At 35.8% G+C, this 20,287-nt stretch carries 13 protein-coding genes; 2 read left to right on the top strand and 11 right to left on the bottom strand.

Annotated elements, in window-relative coordinates; genetic code table 11:
* Nucleotides 1-120: 120 nt before the first annotated feature.
* Complete coding sequence (locus tag ACHMWN_RS01880; protein ID WP_397297291.1) at nt 121-708, bottom strand: YceI family protein; 588 nt, start codon at nt 706-708, stop codon at nt 121-123.
* Between the two features lie 159 nt (nt 709-867).
* Between ACHMWN_RS01880 and ACHMWN_RS01875 the strand changes: the two genes are divergently transcribed.
* Nucleotides 868-4,812 (top strand): TIM-barrel domain-containing protein, encoded by a 3,945-nt coding sequence (locus tag ACHMWN_RS01875; protein ID WP_397297290.1) that lies wholly within the window; start codon nt 868-870, stop codon nt 4,810-4,812.
* A 152-nt stretch (nt 4,813-4,964) separates the two neighbouring features.
* Here ACHMWN_RS01875 and ACHMWN_RS01870 read toward each other — a convergent pair whose 3' ends face one another.
* Nucleotides 4,965-5,345: a DoxX family protein gene (locus tag ACHMWN_RS01870; protein ID WP_397297288.1), complete on the bottom strand. Its 381-nt coding sequence runs from the start codon at nt 5,343-5,345 to the stop codon at nt 4,965-4,967.
* Nucleotides 5,346-5,690: 345 nt separating this feature from the next.
* Complete coding sequence (locus ACHMWN_RS01865) at nt 5,691-6,110, bottom strand: hypothetical protein (protein ID WP_397297287.1); 420 nt, start codon at nt 6,108-6,110, stop codon at nt 5,691-5,693.
* 365 nt (nt 6,111-6,475) lie between these two features.
* On the opposite strand from ACHMWN_RS01865, the gene ACHMWN_RS01860 reads away from it, so the two are divergent.
* The gene (locus ACHMWN_RS01860; protein ID WP_397297286.1) at nt 6,476-7,291 is read left to right on the top strand and encodes a LytTR family transcriptional regulator DNA-binding domain-containing protein; all 816 of its coding nucleotides are present in this window, start codon (nt 6,476-6,478) and stop codon (nt 7,289-7,291) included.
* Between the two features lie 506 nt (nt 7,292-7,797).
* On the opposite strand, the gene ACHMWN_RS01855 is transcribed toward ACHMWN_RS01860, so the two are convergent.
* Genes ACHMWN_RS01855 through ACHMWN_RS01820 form a run of 8 tightly spaced genes read right to left on the bottom strand, consistent with a single transcriptional unit; the run spans nt 7,798 to nt 20,276 of the window.
* Nucleotides 7,798-9,012, bottom strand: a complete 1,215-nt coding sequence (locus ACHMWN_RS01855; protein ID WP_397297284.1) for an AGE family epimerase/isomerase — start codon at nt 9,010-9,012, stop codon at nt 7,798-7,800.
* A 6-nt stretch (nt 9,013-9,018) separates the two neighbouring features.
* Nucleotides 9,019-10,239 (bottom strand): glycosidase, encoded by a 1,221-nt coding sequence (locus tag ACHMWN_RS01850; RefSeq protein WP_397297282.1) that lies wholly within the window; start codon nt 10,237-10,239, stop codon nt 9,019-9,021.
* A 34-nt stretch (nt 10,240-10,273) separates the two neighbouring features.
* Nucleotides 10,274-12,100, bottom strand: coding sequence for a sodium:solute symporter family protein (locus ACHMWN_RS01845; RefSeq protein WP_397297280.1), 1,827 nt, complete (start codon nt 12,098-12,100; stop codon nt 10,274-10,276).
* Between the two features lie 7 nt (nt 12,101-12,107).
* On the bottom strand, nt 12,108-13,247 hold the full coding sequence (locus ACHMWN_RS01840; protein WP_397297278.1) for a glycoside hydrolase family 26 protein: 1,140 nt from the start codon (nt 13,245-13,247) through the stop codon (nt 12,108-12,110).
* Nucleotides 13,248-13,259: 12 nt separating this feature from the next.
* Nucleotides 13,260-14,348, bottom strand: a complete 1,089-nt coding sequence (locus tag ACHMWN_RS01835; protein ID WP_397297277.1) for a phosphoglyceromutase — start codon at nt 14,346-14,348, stop codon at nt 13,260-13,262.
* A gap of 11 nt (nt 14,349-14,359) precedes the next feature.
* Nucleotides 14,360-15,391: an IPT/TIG domain-containing protein gene (locus ACHMWN_RS01830; RefSeq protein WP_397297276.1), complete on the bottom strand. Its 1,032-nt coding sequence runs from the start codon at nt 15,389-15,391 to the stop codon at nt 14,360-14,362.
* Nucleotides 15,392-15,431: 40 nt separating this feature from the next.
* Nucleotides 15,432-17,084, bottom strand: coding sequence for a RagB/SusD family nutrient uptake outer membrane protein (locus tag ACHMWN_RS01825; RefSeq protein ID WP_397297275.1), 1,653 nt, complete (start codon nt 17,082-17,084; stop codon nt 15,432-15,434).
* 18 nt (nt 17,085-17,102) lie between these two features.
* On the bottom strand, nt 17,103-20,276 hold the full coding sequence (locus tag ACHMWN_RS01820; RefSeq protein WP_397297274.1) for a SusC/RagA family TonB-linked outer membrane protein: 3,174 nt from the start codon (nt 20,274-20,276) through the stop codon (nt 17,103-17,105).
* Between the last annotated feature and the right edge of the window lie 11 nt (nt 20,277-20,287).

Below are 20,287 nucleotides of genomic sequence, written 5' to 3'. Positions count from 1 at the left end.
TAACGTAAAAAAGCGTTTTCTTACATAGTTAAAGGTATATATTGCAAATTGAAATAACAATAGCTTTAAAACAAAAAGACCCAATGTTTCCATTGGGTCTTTTTTATCTAGTTATTCCCCTTATTTTTTAGCAACTAATTTTACCGCTATAGTAAATTCGTCATAAATGAAGTTATCACCAATGTTAGAGAAAACTGATTTAGACTTAAATTGAATGCCATATTTAGTTCTATCAATCACAATTTTATCCGCAGTTGCAGTAACTGATTTATCTGCATTCCAAACTAAAGTAGCAGGGAACGTAACAGAGTTAGTAACGTTTTTAATAGTTAAATCTCCAGTGATATTTACATTAGCACCATTTCCTTCTACTTTTTTAATCACAAAGTTTGCAGCAGGAAATTTATCAGCACCAAAGAAATCATCTGCTTTTAAATGTTTTTCTAAGCCACCATTTTTATCAGCATCTTTAATTGTAGTCATGTTTGCAACAAAACCACCACCTGTTAATTTTTTGCCATTAAAATTTAAGTTACCAGAAGTTAAATCTACAGTACCATTATGAGAACCTGCAAATTTTTTGCCTTCCCATGTGATGCTAGATTTAGTAAGATCTACTTTATAAATATCATCTTTTGCTGTAAAAGCAACTAATGAAAAGCTAGCTATAACTGCTAGTAATAAGATTGAAGTGATTTTTAATTTCATTATAAATTTTTTTAAGTTTTTGTAAAGATATTTAATAAATCGTGAAAGTTTCATTGACCTATGTTAAGATTTTACAAATCTTACACAAACGTTTGAGATTGCTGGATTCGTCATTTATTGGCTTTAAAGTATAATTAAGCGGATTTTAAAGTATAAAATATGCTTAAAAAAACAATCTTGTTGTTTACATTAGCCAACTTAATCATCCTTATTCAACTAACCAACACACACAAATACACTCTATTCATCATGAACCTGAAACTTAATAAGACCACTTTTAAGGGTATCATTTTTGCGGTAATCATGCTGCTACTCTCGCAAGTAAATGTGCAAGCAAGTAGATCAGTAAAATCATCATTAGGATTTAAATATGATTCTAAAATTACCGGCGCAAAAATTATTAATCCAACAACTGTTGAAATTCTTTACGACGATAATAAACGCTTAACCATTGATTTTTACGGAGAGAACATTTTCAGAATGTTTCAAGATAATAATGGTGGTATACTAAGAAATCCAGAAGCTAAGCCAGCTGCACAAATTTTAGTAAATAATCCACGCAAACCAGTTTCAAAACTTACGTTGAAAGATGAAAGTGGTCAAATTTTTATCTCAACGGCAAAAATTACACTCTTACTAGATAAAAACACAAACTTATTTAAAGTAATCAACCTACAAACTCAAGCTGTAGTAGCCGAAGAAACAGAACCTATTCAGTTTGAAAAAAATAGAGTTACACTTACCTTAAAAGAAAATCCGGAAGAATATTATTATGGTGGTGGTGTACAAAATGGCCGTTTTTCTCACAAAGGGAAATCAATTGCCATAGAAAACCAAAACAGTTGGACAGATGGTGGGGTAGCTTCTCCAACACCTTATTATTGGACAACTAAAGGATACGGCATATTATGGTACACTTTTAAGCAAGGTAGATATGATTTCGGCGCAAAAAGCAAAGGAACGGTTAAACTTTTCCACGAAACAGATTACTTGGATTTGTTTTTTATGGTAAACGATGGGGCTGTGCCTTTATTAAATGATTTCTATCAATTAACAGGAAATCCAGTATTGTTACCCAAATTCGGATTTTATGAAGGTCATTTAAACGCTTTTAATCGCGATTATTGGAAGGAAGATCCTGCAGGACTTTTATTTGAAGATGGTAAAACCTACAAGGAAAGCCAAAAGGACAATGGAGGAATTAAGGAATCGTTAAATGGTGAAAAAAATAACTATCAATTTTCTGCTCGTGGCGTAATTGATAGGTACAAAAAACACGACATGCCATTAGGCTGGATTTTACCTAACGATGGTTATGGTGCTGGTTACGGTCAAACTCAAACCTTAGATGGCAACATTGAAAACTTAAAAAGCTTTGGTGATTACGCCCGTAAAAACGGAGTAGAGATTGGTTTATGGACCCAATCTGATTTATACCCAAAACCAGAAGTTAGTCCTTTATTACAACGTGATATTTTAAAAGAAGTTAGAGATGCAGGCGTTAGAGTACTTAAAACCGATGTAGCTTGGGTTGGTGCGGGGTATTCATTTGGATTAAATGGCGTTGCCGATGTTGGTCAAACCATTCCATATTATGGAAATGACAGCCGACCATTTATTATTTCCTTAGATGGTTGGGCAGGTACACAACGCTATGCAACCATTTGGTCTGGAGATCAAACCGGTGGTGCTTGGGAGTATATTCGTTTCCACATTCCAACGTATATTGGCTCAGGTTTATCCGGTCAACCAAACATTACTTCAGATGTGGATGGTATTTTTGGTGGTAAAAATGTTCCAGTAAACATTAGAGATTTCCAATGGAAAACATTTACACCAATGCAATTAAATATGGATGGTTGGGGCTCAAGTCAAAAATATCCACACGCACAAGGTGAACCAGCTGCTTCTATCAATCGTAATTATTTAAAACTAAAATCGGAGTTATTGCCCTATAGTTATAGTATTGCAAAAGAAGCAATAAATGGCTTACCAATCATTAGAGCACTATTTTTAACTGATCCAAATGCTTTTACATTGGGTACTGCAACACAATATGAATACTTATATGGCCCTAGTTTTTTGGTGGTGCCAATTTATCAAGCCACAAAAGCCGATGAAAAAGGAAATGATATTCGTAACAATATTTACCTGCCAGAGGGAACGTGGATAGATTACTTTTCAGGTGAAAAGTATACTGGAAATACAGTCATTAATAGCTTTAATACACCAATTTGGAAACTGCCTGTTTTTGTAAAAAGCGGAGCAATTATCCCAATGGTAAATGCAAATAATAATGTTTCTGAAATTAATAATGCAGTACGTAGTTACGAAGTTTATCCCTCAGGAACTAGCTCTTTTACAGCATATGATGACGATGGAAAAACAGAAGCTTACAAATTGGGCAAAGGAGCAACAACATTGATTTCCTCTTCTGTAGATAAAACTACTGCAACACTAACCATCAATCCTACTCAAGGTGATTTTGAGGGTTTTGTAAAAGAGAAATCGACTTTGTTTACTATAAATGTAACCGATCAGCCTCAAAAAGTTACCGCAACTGTTGGTGGTAAAAGTGTAAAATTAGAGGCTGCAAAATCAGCTGATGAATTTGCAAAACTGCAAAATGGATATTTTTACGAAGCTTCACCAAATTTAAATCGCTTTGCAACTAAAGGCAGTGAATTTGAAAAAGTTGCGATGACTAAAAATCCACAGGTTCTTGTAAAGTTAGCATCAACTGATATCAGTGCAAATGCAGTTACGGTGCAAATTAAAGGTTTCGTTTTTGCACCTGCGGATAAATACCGTATTACATCTGGCACATTAACTGCTCCAACAGTAGCACAGGTTTCAGCAAAAAATACTACCGCTTTTACCTTAAAACCATCTTGGAAAGCAGTAAGCAATGCTGATTTTTATGAAATTGATTTTAACAATATGGTGTACACCACTATTAAGGATACTACATTTTTATTCGATGGATTAAAACCAGAAACTCCTTATTCATTTAAATTAAGAGCAGCCAATAAAGATGGGTATTCTAATTGGGTAGATATTAAAGCTACCACAACAGTAAATCCGTTACAATTTGCCATTAAAGGAATAAAAGGAGAAACTACTGCAGAAAATCAAGGTGGAGCAGGAATTAATAAACTGTTTGATTTTGAGGAAGACAATGGCTGGCATACCAAGTGGGGTCAGAACTCAGTGCCGTTTGATCTAGTTATAGATCTGAAAAGTGTAAACCAACTAGAAAAATTAAATTATTTACCACGTACAGGCGGAGGAAATGGCGTGTTGCTAAAAGGAACAATCTACTACAGCAGCAATAAAACAACATGGACAGAAGCTGGTAAATTTACGTGGGCTAAAAACGGTGATACGAAAACATTTGATTTTGCTAATCACCCAACTGTACGTTACATCAAAATTGCAGTGACAGAAGGTGTTGGTGGCTTTGGTTCTGGCAGAGAATTATATGTATTTAAAGTGCCAGGAACGGAAAGCTTTATTCCAGGTGATATTAATAACGATAAATTAATTGATGCAAATGATATCACTTCTTACACCAATTATACTGGTTTACGTAAAGGCGATGGCGATTTTGATGGTTACATTAGCAATGGCGATATTAACAAAAATGACTTGATAGATGTGTATGATATTTCGAACGTAGCTGTACAATTAGATGGTGGGGTAGAAATTGATAAGAACGAAAAACTAACAGGAAGCATTACCCTAAGCACCGCAAAATCAAGTTACAACGAAGGAGAAACTGTAGAGATAATGGTAAAAGGAACTAATCTAAGTGGTGTAAATGCATTGAGTTTTGGTTTGCCTTACAACCCACAAGACTTTGAATTTGTAAGTGTACAGGGCTTAGCCGTTAAGGATATGGAAAACCTAACCTACGATAGATTGCATACAAATGGTAAAAAAGCCTTATATCCTACGTTTGTAAACATAGGCGATAAGCAAACGCTAAAAGGAAATACCGATTTATTCGTGATTAAATTAAAAGCAAAACGTAAAGTAACCTTTAATTTAAAAGCAGTAGATAGTCTTTTAGTTGATAAAGCGTTGAATAGTTTAGGTTTTTAGCTCCAATCCAAGGTGACGACAAAAACTAAAAAAACTTCTCGAATTTTCGAGAAGCTTTTTTTATAACACAAACTCGTCACTGAAGCGTAGCGGAACGGAGAGATCTTTTAGCCTAGTGGTTGGTGACATCAACCATTTAATATTAGATAAAATTAATTTTGTTTAATGGCAGCGGTATTTAATTTATGATAATACACATAAGAAATGGCTAAAATCACCAAGAATATCAATGGGAAAAATGTTTGAAAATTAATACCATCTACTGCACCGTGACTAATACTTGCAAATATGAAGTCAAATCCAAATCCTGCATAAGCCCATTCTTTAATACGCTTCGGCACTTGAGGAATCATTAAAATTAAGGCACCCAAAACTTTAAAAACCACTAGGGCATTTCCAAAATATTCAGGATAGCCTAAATGTCTGATTCCTTCTTTTGCCAACTCAGTTTGAGAAGTTAAAGCTGGCATAACACCTTCCATTAAGAAGATAATGGTAGTTGAGATCCAAAAAATTGTTTTTTCTTTTTTCATCTGATTTAATTTTTAGTTAAGCTAAGGTATCAAGAAGATGAAAAGTAATGGCGCTATAAAAAAGACAATCTTTGGGGTGAAATGCGACACATAAAAAAAATAGCCTTAACTATTGTCAATCATAAAGTTAAAATTAACTAAACATATTTGTTTAGTTAAATGCTTTTTAATATATTTGAGTTAGACAAAGTGGGTAGTCTATTGGTTAATAGTAAAAGTTGATAGCCACCTGCTTTGTTTTCAATATAAGAAGGGATAAACTTTTTGAGTAAAGGATTCTTTAAATAAAAAATTCCCTTGCTTCACGCCAATGAAGTCAAGGGAATTAACTTACGTAGTTAATAATTAGAACTGTTTAGCAAAAACGGGTTGATGAATTTCTACAAGTTGATAAGCAATATTTATTTCTAATGTGCCACTTGCTTTATATCCAGTATGCCCTCCAGAACTTGCGCTTAATGTACTTTTATGCCAAATAATTTTACCTTGTTCACTGTCATTGCTATTTCTAGCTTTATTGAGAATAATAGGTAATCTATTTTGGATAGCAAAACTAGTGTTAAAAATTAGTAGTGGCTTTGCTCTAGGATCTATAGCTTTAAGATAAGACAATTGATTATGACTTAGCTCGAAGTGATTGTCCATCCAATAATCAAAATAATTAAGTACTAAATCGGCTTCGATTTTTAAAACCTCATCACTTAAATTATAGAGGTCATGTTGCAAGGCTAGAAAGCCCGCATTGGTAAATGGAAATTTTTTCATTGTAAATTAGGTTAATAGTAAGCCATTAAATTAAAATCAACATCAAAATTTTTTAAAATAGAAATAGGATTTCTTGCTGAACGATGTCATTATTTTTGATAACTGATGTTTCGCAATAATTAAATAACTAATAGTTAATCTTATTTACCGCTTACAACGGTTTACAGCTAATAAATTTTTAAAGATTATTTCTTGCCAAATAACTAATCCTTAGCGATTGTACTTGTTTTAAACGCTTCCAAAAACTTTTATATATTGGTATACCTATTTGCTTAATTTTTAGGCAATGCTTCAGATTTTTTAAACGTTTAAATCTCAATTATCGATTTCAGTAATCTTTTACATCTACCTTTTATACAGCTAACATGAACAAATCACCTTGGTATAGAGCTGCTGGCGCAGTTAAATACCCTAACTATGTTATAAAATTACCATTTGCATTTTTGTCTTCGCACCTCCTTATTGTTTATGAAGAAAAACATACGTATGCAGCTATTTTTACAAATCCATATTATTATAGTGCCTTATTAATTAATGCTGGTATGGCTTATGCATTAATTTCAATAGTTTTTAGAATTACTAGTCTTTTAGATTATTACTACCCATGGGGTAGAAGCTACAAAATAAGAATGCCTAGGCAGTTAGTAGGCGGGGTGCTTTTCCCGATTTTACCAGCAATTATATTGGCAACACTGTATTTTGCTTACTATGAAATTAACATTTTGAATACAGTGTATTTTAGTAGGTATCTACAACAAATTGTGTTCATGCTCATTATCTTAAATGCATATTTATTTTACCACTGGTACATACTCAACAAACAAAAAAGCGTACCAAAAGCACTTTTAGAAGATTACACACATGAATCAACTGCACAAGAAACTTTTACGCAAATAGCCTGTGTTTTTATTGAAGATAAAAACTGCTTCGCCTATGATTTACAAGGAGAAAAAATTATCTGGAACGATACTTTAATTAAAAGTATCAACTATTTACCTAGAAGCCAATTTTATATGATTAAACGTTCTTTTATTGTAAATAGAGCTGTCATTAATAAAGTGAATGTTGTCAATTCTAGAAAGACAACAATTATGTTAAAGTCTCCTTTAAATTTAGAAATTGATGTAAGTCAGCGGGAAAATGCTGACTTTAAAAAATGGATGCTAAGGAGTTTTAATTAATCCTTAGTCGCTAAATGTTACATAAACGTATATAAATGATTAAAATGTGTTGTTTTTAGTATTCCTATACCATTCATACAAAACCTGTTTAATTTGATCAAAACTCTGTAGTTTACGTACGTTTCGATACGGAAATTTGGTTTTTCCATCATGTAAAGGACATTTCCTATCGTGCGAAGGGCATTTCCTATCGTGCGAAGGACATTTCCTATCGTGCGAAAGACATTTCCTATCATGCGAAAGACATTTCCTATCGTGCAAAGGACATTTCCTATCACGCAAAGGTCTTTTCCCATTGGGAAAAACGGAAAAATAGCGGCGAAAAAAACATTTATACTCAAGTGTTCTTCACTTAGCGTATTCCTTTTCTTTGCGTTATAAGTTGTTTGGATATACTAAAAGGAGATTGCCACGGTTTGCGAAGGGCAAACCTCGCAAAGACGGGCTTAAGTGAACACTACCGCATTAGAATCCCGTATCAAGTACAGGATGACGGAAAAAACAAATTACACCAGATGATTTCCGTGTAATTTAATACGCTTTATAATTTCTAAGCAAGCTCTGCCATTATGATATGGACATTTCCAAAAGCCAGCTTTGTCCTCATCTTGTAGTAATTCATAATCTTCGTGTATACCCCAAAACCATTCCCCATTCTTTTTATCTTTTAGGTGGTTTTTAATAAACGCCCAACTGTGTAGCGAATGTTGTAGGTATTTCTCATCCCCACTTAATTGAAAGGCATTGAAAAAACCAACCATGGCTTCTGCTTGTGGCCACCAATGCATTTCTTTAATCCAATGGTTTAATGCTGTATCATACTCATACCAAAGTCCGCCATTTTTAGCTAATCCTTTTTCTGTAGCAGCACTAAGTTGCACCGCAATGGTTTTAAACGTTGAAATTTCGGTTTCGTCTGCTATACTTTCTGCGGCTTCTTGTAAAAGCCATGCTGTTTCAATGTCGTGCCCAAAAGAAGTAACAGTAGATTTTACTTCCCAATTGGCCGTAAAGAATAAATGGAGGTGATGAGTTTTTTGATCAATAATGTGTTGCTTAAAATTAGCTAGTAATTTACTAATGGCTGTTTTTAAGGTTTCATCAGGCCAAACGGTATATAAATTCGCATAGGCTTCTATTACATGCAAATGGGTATTCATCGATTTTTGCTCATTCTGATCTTTATCACTTAAGCGAAGATCTTCTTGCAATTTCCAATCTATCGAAAAAGCTTCCAAATACCCTAAATAAATAGGGTCGAAGCTGTATTTCTCTAACAATGCAAATGTACCTTGCGCTAATGACAAGGCTTTTGTGTTTGCTGTAATTTTATAATATTCGGCCAATGCGTAGATAGCGAAAGCTTGTCCGTAAATTTGCTTTTTCCCATCTAATACAGCTCCAGTATCCGTTACCGACCAATAGAAACCACCGTATTCTTTGTCTAAAAAATGTGTGCTTACATACTCAAAGGCTCTATTCGCCATACTTAAATGGGCAGGTTCTTTTGTCAGTGCATAAGCAGATGAAAACGTATACAGTATTCTGGCATTTAAAACTAATCCCTTTGGGGCCTGAGGAGTCGAAATATTGTTGTTATCAATCTTTCCATAAAAACCGCCGTTTTCTTCATCAACGGTATAGGTCATCCACCACTGCAATAGCTCGTGTAATTCTGTTTCGACTTGGTTGGCAAATGTGGTTAGTACGGTTAAATTCATTTGATGTTAATGAGCAGATTCTCCATTCAAATGTACAGCTATAGGATGCTTTTCGGTTAAACTTTTATTCTGGTCGATGATGTTGATTATCGTTTCAACGGATGCTGCAGAGCGTAAACCATCTGCTGGATTATTCATCACATAGTCTGTAAGCTGCTGCAAGCTGCTGGTGGCTACATGCATACGTGTATCTGAAGAAGCGTAATAAATGTATACGGTGCCATCATCATCGGCAATCCAGCCATTGCTAAAAACCACATTGGATACATCGCCAACACGTTCTTCGCCTTCTGGGGCTACAAAATAACCTGCAGGTTTGTGAGTTACTTTAGTTAAGTCGTTCAAATCAGTCATGAATAGATACAACACATAACGTAAACCCGCTGCGGTATTTCGTACACCATGTGCTAAATGTAACCAACCTTGAGAGGTTTTTATTGGGGCAGGGCCAAGACCGTTTTTTGCCTCGTAAACGGTATGGTATACTTTCTTATCAATAACGATTTCTTCTGTAACGGTTGCATTTTCTATAGTTGAAGAAAGGCCAAAGCCAATTCCTCCACCATTACCTGCTTCTACAAATCCATCTTGTGGACGTGTATAAAAAGCATATTTTCCGTTTACAAATTCTGGATGCAAAACGACATTACGTTGCTGCGGTGAGGGTGTTTTAAGATCGGCTAAGCGTTCCCATTGTACTAAATCTTTGGTTCGGGCAATTCCGCATTGTGCAATAGCTGCCGATTGATCTCCTTCACTTGCGGAAGGATCTCTTCGTTCAGTACAAAATAATCCATAGATCCACCCATCTTCATGGGCAACTAATCTTATATCGTAAATATTGGTATCTGGAATGGCTGTTTCGGGCATCACCAATGGATATTCCCAAAAGCGAAAATTGTCTATCCCATTAGGGCTTTCAGCTATGGCGAAAAAAGATTTTCGGTCGTTGCCCTCTACCCGTGCTACTAAAACATAGCTATCTTTCCACTTTATAGCCCCTGCATTCAGAACAGCATTTATGCCGAAGCGTTCTATTAAATTCGGATTCGTTAGTGGATTTAAATCGTATTTCCAATTGAACGGAACATGGGCGGCAGTTAAAACAGCATTTTTATAGCGATTGAATACGCCGTTTCCAGCTTCAATCATTTTATTAGGTACTTTAATCAGTTTTTCTTGATGTAAAGCGAGTTCGGCAATGCGTTGTTCGAAAATAGTTTTCATTCGTATAGTTTGTTTTTTAAAGGATCGTGTTTTCTTAATCTTCTAATCTGTTCCACCACGTTCTTTTTAAAATGAAAATGATGATGGCTAATACAGCAATGGTTATCCATAAAGGATTATACATTCCTGTTATTAAATACATAGGGAAAATGGTAAGGCAAAGTTGTGCAAGGATGCCTAGGGCGACATTAAACATGTCTAATTTAAAATTCTTGTTGGCTTCAAAAGCGGGATCTTTCGCTACCACTAGCGCATGGATAGGTTTCCAAAAGCCCCATGGTTTTACGGTTTTATAAAATGATGTTAACACCTTTTCATCTGTTGGTGGCGCAGTATAGGTGCCAATTAAACACCCCAGTATTGATAAGACGAAAAGCAGTGGCCACCAGTATAAAGGTAGTCCGGTGGTTACATACGGCATTAATAAAGCTGAACCAACTCCAACCGCCATACCCCAGAAAAATCCGTTGGCATTAAAGCGCCACCAATACCACTTTAAACAGTTTGCAGCTACATAACCCCCATATAATCCGCCCACTATCCATTGTAGAATGTTATTTACATCTTTAGCTAAAAACCCAAAGAATATGCCTACAATTACCACGACTATGCCCACGATATAATTCATCGAAATGATCTTTTTAGTAGGGGCATTTGGATTGACATATTTCAAATAAATATCATTGACGATATAGGCTTGAGCGGCATTTAGTGTTCCGCTAAAGGTACCCATAAACGCACCAAGCAATCCGGTAAGTACCAAACCCAATACGCCTACTGGTAAAAAGTTATTAATTGTTGCTGGTAAAATGCGTTCGAAATCGGTTACGCCATCGGGTCCTTTTAAGTACAGTTGGTTGTAATATAACAAGGCTAAAACGGTTAGCCCTGTAATCATAGAATAGCGAATAGGCAATAAAATTATACTCACAAATCCTGTCATTTTACTTGCTTCTTTAGGACTACGTGTACTCAATACTTTTTGCATATCGTAGTTTGGTGCCGGACCAGCAAGTGAGGCAAAAATGCCTTTCATTAACATCATCATAAAGAAAATACCGAACAGACTAAAGCCATCATCTGCAATTTTTTTATTCGCATCAGCTGCAATCTTACTCCAATCTAGGTTTAACTTCCAACTAAAGAAAGGATCATTCCATCCTTTTGGCACATTTAAAGTTTGTCCGTGTAAATGTTGTACAGCAATAACGCCAATGGCAACACATGCAATCGTCATGATTAGATATTTAATGGCATCGCCCAAAACGATACTGTGCATACCACCAATAATAGAATAGAACATGGCAAATAAGGTAAACACAATGCCATAGAATTGAGGTACATACTTATCGCTTACATGAAAAGGAACATAGTCCTTTACCATCTCCCATGGGATGAAAACTTGTACAAATTTACCTAACCCTACAAAACCATAGGCTAAAAAGCCTAAACAGCTAATTAAAGCAAAAGCAATAACAATGATATGCGAACTTTGTACACCTTTACCAGTTAACCCAAATCTTGTTTTTAACCACTCGGCACCCGTTGTTGCATTTGATCTTCTTAACCACTTGGATAAGAACATCATCATAAATACTTGATTAAAAACTGGCCATAACCATGGAATCCAAATGCTTTTAAAGCCATACACAAAACAAAGTGCCACCATCCACATGGTGCCGCTAATGTCAAACATATCGCTGGCATCGCTTAACCCTAACATGTACCAAGGCAGTTTTTTGCCACCCATCAGGTAGCTTTCTTTATCTTGCTTTGCTTTATTTCTCATATAGAAACCGATGAGAACCATAGTAAGCAAGTAAGCAACTAGAATTAAAATATCTATAAGTTGTAGTTTCATGAGTGCGTTAATGTGATTGGTATAATTTCTTTGCGCCTACTTTCTTTTCAAATAAGATGCGATCTGTTTGGTAAAACTTCTTAAAATCGTTTTCGGAGATTTGGCCTTTAAATGGAGCATAATAATGCATTTTCTTCATGGAAGGAACATAGCCTGCATTGCGCCACACTAGCACATACGAAAGTTCAAAACCGTTGATGGCGGGTAACAAAGTTTCTGTCCACCAAGTTGCATCAGGCACAGCCTCGTATCCAGTCTCTGCAAATGCGGTTAATTTGTTTTTCTGTTTCGCAATCTTAGAAAGAATGTTTAGTTCGTATCGAACGGTATCTACAAATGCCTTTTTATCTTGATTTTCGAATTGATACAAATCAAAGCTCACTACATCTACCACATCATCTCCAGGATAGCGTTCTAAAAATTCTTTTTCATTGGCAAAACCATTCGTGTTATACACGATAATGAGGTTGTGCAATTTTTTCTTGTTCCGTAAATACTCTACAGTAAAACGCCAAGCTTTTTTTAATTCGGCAGGTGAGGAGGTATTTTTGCCCCACCAAAACCAATCGCCCGTTAACTCGTGAAAAGGGCGAAAGAGAATCGGAATAGCTTCATTTTTACTGCCTTTTAAACTGCCCATAAATTTGGCTGCTTTATCTAACCAAGAAACATACAGTAGGTGTTTTGAACCTCCAGGTAAAATAGACGCTAGGGAATTTTTAGTGGTGTCCCAAGATGAGCCACCCGTTAAGGGATTATCAAAGTGCCAACTTAAGGTAATTGCAGCTCCTTTTTTATACCCACACTGAATGTATTTTTTCATGTTGCTAAAAGGAACACCATCGATGTTTTTTAATGAATCGTGTTCAATTCGAGCTATATCCCAACCATACACCGCAGGATAATCATTTACAATGTCTTTGATGTCGCTTTTGCCCGCAACATATTTCCAGTTTACACCATAGGCTAAATCATCCTGATGCCCAAATAACGTGTAGCGTTTACTTAATTTGTGTAGATTTTTATAGAGCGCACTAGTTTCTTTTGTGGCGAGTTTATCGCTTAAGGATTGAGCATAGGTTGCACTACTTGCTAAAAATAGTAAGCTGCTTAAAATGCTGGTTAAAATAATCCTGTTTAGTTTCATATAGGGATGCTGCTATTTTTGAGGTAAAACCGCTTTAATTGGGTTACCAATTTCATGACCGTTTTCAAACTTTACTCCCAAAAAGGTAGCGATAGTCTGGGCGAATTGATTTTGATAGAGTTGTCCTTGGGTTTTAATTTCTCCGAGTGGTTTGGTATCTGGACCCATCACCGCAAAGAATATTTCATTACTATGCTCAACCGTATAATAATGGTGTTGCCAATTGTCTAAATATCCTCTACCATGATCTTCTGTAATGATAAAAGTGGTGTTGTCTTTATAAAAAGGATCGCTTTGCATATATTTCCAAATGTCTTCAATCATTTTATCGTTGTAATTGGCCGCATCTAAGTAATAATCATATTTTCTGCTGTGCGCTAGGGCATCTGTTTCTATAAAGCTTACTTGTAATACCCGAGGATGATTTAATTTTACATACTCCTTCGCAAAAGAATAAGTGATGCCATCGTGTCTTTCGCCCATTCCGTAATCTTTTGGTAACCACCACTGCAAATCGTTTAATGTTTTTTGAACATCGCTTAATTTGTCGCCTTTCATATTGGTGTAGCCAGAATTAATGGGCAAACCAGATCTTTCTTCATTTAAAATTTTATAAAAAGCATCCCACGAAGTGAATGTGGCAACTTTACCTTTAAATGCAGGTATTTTATTTAAAAACTCTAATACGTTGATGTTATGATTTGCAGAATGTGAATTGGAGTTAATTAACGTATCTGGATAGCCTGTAAATATTTCGTTGTAGCCAGGATAAGAAAACCAATACCGATTGGTTACATTTACAAAATTGCCATATTTTCGGTTGCCATAAATTTGACCTTTGGAAGCTATGGTGCTCCAAAAGAAAGGCATTAGTTTTGCCCTTCTTTCTTGCTCAGTTTTACCCCAATATTTTTTAACTCGCCATGTTGAGTCTTGAGATGTAAATTTCTTTCCAAATAGATGACTTGAATCGGCACCGTTAAATAGGTCTTTCCATCGGTAACCGTCAAATGTAATGATGACTACATTTTTTGTTTTTTGTGCTAACGCGATGTTAAAACTAAAAAGTAAACTCAGGATAATCAATTTCTTCAAACTCATCTATTCTTTAATTAATAGAAACCAACATCATCAATATAAATGGTAGAGGCAAAACCACTAAATTCTTGAAAAGTAAGGTATTCGATGGTTGCAGGATTTGCGATATTGATTAAAGGAATTTGATATTCGGTCCACTTTCCTTCATTTAAAATTACATCATACGTACCTGAAGTTACACCTAAATTAGAAGATGATACCCTAACTTTTTTGCCTTGTGTACCAGCACCACCATACATGGATAGTTTCACGAAAGCATACCCAGTCATTGGAAGTTTGGCTACTAACCTAAACCTTACCGCAGAAAATGCTTTGTGTACCACTTTTATGGATGTAGTACCTCTCCTTACAATTTCGCTGTTGGCAAGATCTAAAGAAGTAAAAGAGTAAGAGGTGTTTGTCCACACATTTCTTAAAGCGTCATCAAAAATAAAGTGCTTCAACCCGAAGGTTTTATCAGTAGTCACTGTGCCAACTGGGGTGGTAACCACTACTGCACCATAGGTAACACCAGTAGGTACTTTTACTTTAATTTCTGTTTGAGTGCTAGACACAACCGTCGCATTAGCACCATTTATAGTAACGCCGGTAACACCTTTAAAGTAATTTCCATTAATGGTCATATCGTCGCCAGGATTTCCTGCCGCAGGATCAAAACCTGTAATGGTTGGAGGCGGTTGTTTAATTTGGAAATTTAAGGTTGCTGTGCCATATTTCGTGGTAACCGTAATCGGGTTATTGATTGGGTCGGTTAATTGCGCTGGGATTTTAACCGTTATGGTATTGTCATCGCCATAAATTAACGAATTTTTAGCTAACGTACCATTAAAATCAACTTTATAGGTGGTGCTCAGATTTGTGCCTTTAATCACAATCCATTCTCCATATCCAATCGAGGTTAAGGCTGTATTCCTATCCGTCAAATTAGTTACTGCACTTAATGTAGGAGGTGCAGTATCTACTACTTTATCCTTTTTACAAGCTCCCAAAAGCAGAAATAGCATCGCACAGAGAGCGAGGGGGCTTATGAATAGCGATCTTTTCATGTTCATAAATTTAAGTTATGATTTTATTAACTAGTTTAATTTACCAATCAAGGTTGTTTTTTCCTCCAAGGGCCTTATTAGAATTCAATTCGTTTAATGGGAGAGGCAATAATAAATTTTTTCTAGTACGAACCTTCGAGATGTTGTTTTGTCCAGTTCCAATTTTATTCATTACCTGTAAATAAATTCCCCAACGGATTAAATCAAAACGTCTGATTCCTTCTAAATTAAGTTCACGAGCACGTTCTGCTAACACATAACTACGGAATTGCTCTGGAGTCATTCCGGCTGGAGCGTAAGCTGATGCAACTGGCATTGCTGGGGTTCCAGTAGTTGGATAAGAACGGAAACGAACAGTGTTCAATGCATCGTATGCTGCAGTTGTAGCACCATTTACTTCGTTTTCTGCCTCTGCATACATTAATAATACTTCAGCATATCGTAACAAAGGGAAGAAAGCATCGCTATTTGCCACGGTTGGGTCTGCAACAGCACTATATTTAATAGTATACGCTCTTTCTGAAGTGGCGGTATTGCTATTATTATACGTTACTCCATTGACTACTTTATACAATGCAGATTGTGCAAAAGGATAAAAAATATTGGTTCCTTGTAGTGTAGTGTAATTGTGCGTAATTCCATCCAATACTCTTTTATCCTCAATATCGTAATCGTTGTAATGGTTATTGGTGGTCCAAACAGCACCTTGTCCGAAGGTAGAACGAGCAGGGAAATAAGCACTTAAATTATTAATAAATGCAGTTCCAGCTAGTGATTGTAACTCCCACATTTGTTCTTTACTATTTCTGCCTGCGATACTCCATAAATCTTTCCAGCTTGGTGTTAGTGAGTATGTATTGCTAGTAATTATTTCTCCAGCTTTATCTCTTGCTAAGGTATAAAGTGCTTTCGCATCCATTCCTTCATGACCAGCTACTACATTTTTAGCGTATGTATAATACCCATTATCAGTTCCCCCACGTACAGTAACATTGCCTGTTGCTGCACCAGAAGCCATTGTTAAATACGTTTTGGCTAAGAAAGCTTTGGCCACACCTTGATTTACTCTACCGGCTTCACCCGCTTTAGGATGTCCTAATGGGAATAAATTGGTTTCGGCAGATTTGAAATCACTAATGATCACATCGTAAGTTTCTTTAACCGTAGCACGAGGCACATTTACTTCTGGGTTTTCTGCCGATAAAGATTTCAAACGTAGGGGTACGCCGCCATATAATTGCACCAACTGGAAATAAGCCCATCCTCTTAAAAAGTAAGCTTCTCCCAAAATCCTTTTCTTTACATCAGCATCCATATTGGTGATGGAAGGAACGTTTTCTAATACCGTATTTGCTCTTGCGATAATGGTATAACACCCAATCCAAGGTGCTTGCCAGCCAAAATAAGCTTGTGGATTTCCAGCACCAGTTGTTCCTAAAAACCAATCGGCTCCAGATACATGATCATCATCTAAAATAGTGATGTTCCAAAACGGCTGTAAATACAAATCATACGTATACAATTCGGCATATACCCCATTAATTGCTGCTTTTGCATCACTTTCGTTTTTATAAAAGTTTTCTGGTGAATAAAAAGAATAGGGTGTTTCTTGTAATGCTTTTTTGCAAGAGCTAAGGCTAAGTACACTTAAGCCAGTTACAAATGCTATAAAATATGTTGAAATCGCTTTCATATTATATTTTTAATAAGGTTAAAAATTGCAACGTAAAGAAAGATTATAAGTTCTCGAATTTGGATAGCCTCCAAGGTCTACACCAAATAAAGCAGGGTTATCGCCATAGCTGTTAATCTCAGGATCGTAACCAGAATAATTGGTAAACGTATAAAGATTGTTAACGCCTAATGAAACTTTTAAATTAGAAATTGTTTTAGATTTTAGCGGAACGTTATAGCCGAATGTGATGTTTTTAATTCTTACAAAACTTCCATCTTCTACAAATCTTCTGCTAAACAATAGGTTTCTAAAGAACTGACGCATAATTTTTGGACCAGTGGCATTCGTATTGTCATTGCCTTGTGCCCAAGCACCATCAGCCATTTCTTGAGTGATATTTTTATTGGTACCTAAGTTGCCACTAAATCTAGTATTCATGTTAATGATATCATTTCCTTGTACACCATTAATGAATACACTCAAATCAAATCTTTTGTATTTAAAATTATTGGTAAAACCGAAGGTATAATCAGGATTTACATCGCCAATAAATGTTCTGTCGCTTTGCGCTATTGAAGTTCTATCGTTATCTAAATTTTTGTATTTAACCTCTCCAATCGTTCTTAAAATAATAGCATCACCTAATCCGCTGTATGCTGGATCGCTTCTTACTTCTGCTTCGTTGTCGTAATAGCCATCTTCAACATAGCCGTATAATGCACCAATTGGCTTGCCAACAGTTTGAATGAATGGTGCATCACCAGTAGAAATATTTCGTCCATATTGTTCGGTTACATCTGGACTTAGGCTTAAAATTTTATTTCTGTTAAATGAGATATTAAAATTAGAATTCCATTCAAAATCTTTGTTTTTTAAGACAATACCATTTAAAGTTAACTCTAAACCTTTGTTCTCAATCGATCCTGAATTAACCAACTTGGTTTGAAATCCGGTAGATGAAGGGATAATTAAGTTTTGTAAAAGATCGTCGGTTATCTTTTTGTATAGATCTACATGTAGGTTTAATCTGTTTTTAAATAGCCCTAGGTCTAAACCTAAATTGTATGAAGTAGTGGTTTCCCATTTCAATTTCTCATTTGCAGGGCCAGCATATAAATCGTTGGCTAAACCAGTTTGAACAGATCCTCCAAAAGGATAATTGTATACACTTAATTTAGCTAACGAAGCATAAGAGCCAATTCCTTGATTACCTGTTTGACCATAGCTAATACGCAATTTTAAATCGCTAATGGCTTTAACGTTTTTCATGAACTCTTCATTCGATATTTTCCAAGCAGCAGCAGCTGATGAAAAACCCGCCCATTTATTGTCTTTTCCAAATTTACTTGAGCCATCTTGGCGATAAGAGAACGTTAACAAATAGCGATCGTCATAGCTATAGTTAGCTCTACCTAAAAATGAAATTAAAGTAGATTGGTAGCGGTAGGTAATAATTGGCAGTACAACTTCTCCAGCTGCCAGATTTTCATTTTCTAAGGCATCATTTGGGAAAGTTTTTGCTTCCGCTCTTTTGCTATTTCCATTAGTGCGCTCAAAAGTGCCAGCGCCAACTATGTTTAAGCTATGCTTGTCAATTTTTTTAGCATAGGTAAGAATACTTTCTGCCACACCGCTATTCCAAACGTTATCAGATTTTAATCCCCAGCCTTTTACCGCAAATCCTTCGTACACACTTCTTGGATAATACTGATCTCTGGTACTGCCGGCATAACTAAATCCAATGTTCTGTCTAAATTTGAAATCTTTTAAGAAAGTTGCTTCTAAATAGTTTGAAGTGAAAATATTTAATCCTTTTACTCTATTTAAAACATCATTTACGTAGATGTAAGGGTTTGTAATAAAAGCATCGCCAACACCATCATATGCTATTGGCTCAGATAAGGTAGAAGGAAATGTTAACGCCGAACGGATAACGCCTGCACTTGCCGCATCAGATTTATCTGTTCCCGTTTTTACGCCGTTGTTAATTGTGCGGGCGATAGAAGTGCTTGTGCCTACTTTAAATGTTTTGCTAACGTTTCTGTTTAGGTTTAAGCCTAAGCTAAATCTATTATAATCGGAATTTGAAATGGTCCCTTCCTGATCAAGGTAGCTAAATGTTAAACTATGACTACCAGCATCACCACCTCCAGAAATATTTACCGAGTAGTTCTGATATAAGCCACGACGAAAAATTTGATCTTGCCAGTTGTTGTTATCCCCTATATAATCTTGTGGACTTTTATTATAATACGTTTGTCCAGGGTTTAATGGATCAGGAATAGTTTCGCCTCTATAAGGTAGAGTATAAGCTGTACCAGTATATTTATTCGAATTCGTATATGCTAAATTTTGATAGGCAGCATATTCTGATGCATTAAGTACATCTATTTTTCTAGACACCTCTGCTTGTCCAAACGTAAAATTAGCTTCCACTCTGTCTTTGCCACTTTTTCCTTTTCTGGTTGTGATTAATACCACGCCATTAGCGCCACGTGAACCATAAATTGCTGTTGCAGACGCATCTTTAAGGATGTCAATACTTTCAATATCATCTGGATTTAAAAAAGACATTGCATTTAAAGTCTGTTTCTCATCGTCGCCAATAGATAAAGGTGTAGAACCACTGCTATTGTTATTAAAGGGAACTCCATCAATTACATAAAGAGGTTCTGTTCCGCCTAAAAACGAGTTTGATCCTCTAACGCGAATACTTAAGCCAGCACCTGGTGCGCCATCATTTTGTGTTACATTTACGCCAGCAATTTTTCCTTGCAAAGCTTGTAAAACGTTAGTTGGTGCATCTTTGATTAAGTCTTCTCGCTCAATTCTTGATACGGAACCAGTAAGGTCTGATTTTTTAACCGTTCCATAGCCAACAATTACAACATCAGAAAGCGTAGTGCTTTTAGATTTTAAAACTATGTTGAAGGAGGTTTTAGTGCCAATAGCAAGTTGTTGTCCTTCCATTCCTAAAAATGTAATGACTAAGGTTTGTGCAGTAGCAGGAATGTTTAAGGAGAAATTACCATTACCATCGGTAACTGTGGCTACTTTGGTGTTCTTAATACTAACGGAAACACCTGGAAGTGCTAATCCATTTTCATCAGCTACTCTGCCTGAGATCTTCTTATCTTGAGCAAAACAAGTAGTAATAGATAACAGGCATACAAGTATTGCCAATAAATTAGTAGATAGTTTATTAAGCATAAGCGTTTTAT

This window comes from Pedobacter sp. UC225_61 (assembly GCF_044452285.1).
Taxonomy (GTDB): Bacteria; Bacteroidota; Bacteroidia; order Sphingobacteriales; family Sphingobacteriaceae; genus Pedobacter.
The sequence above is the reverse complement of the archived record's forward strand: the minus strand, read 5'-3'. Positions and strand labels throughout refer to the sequence as shown.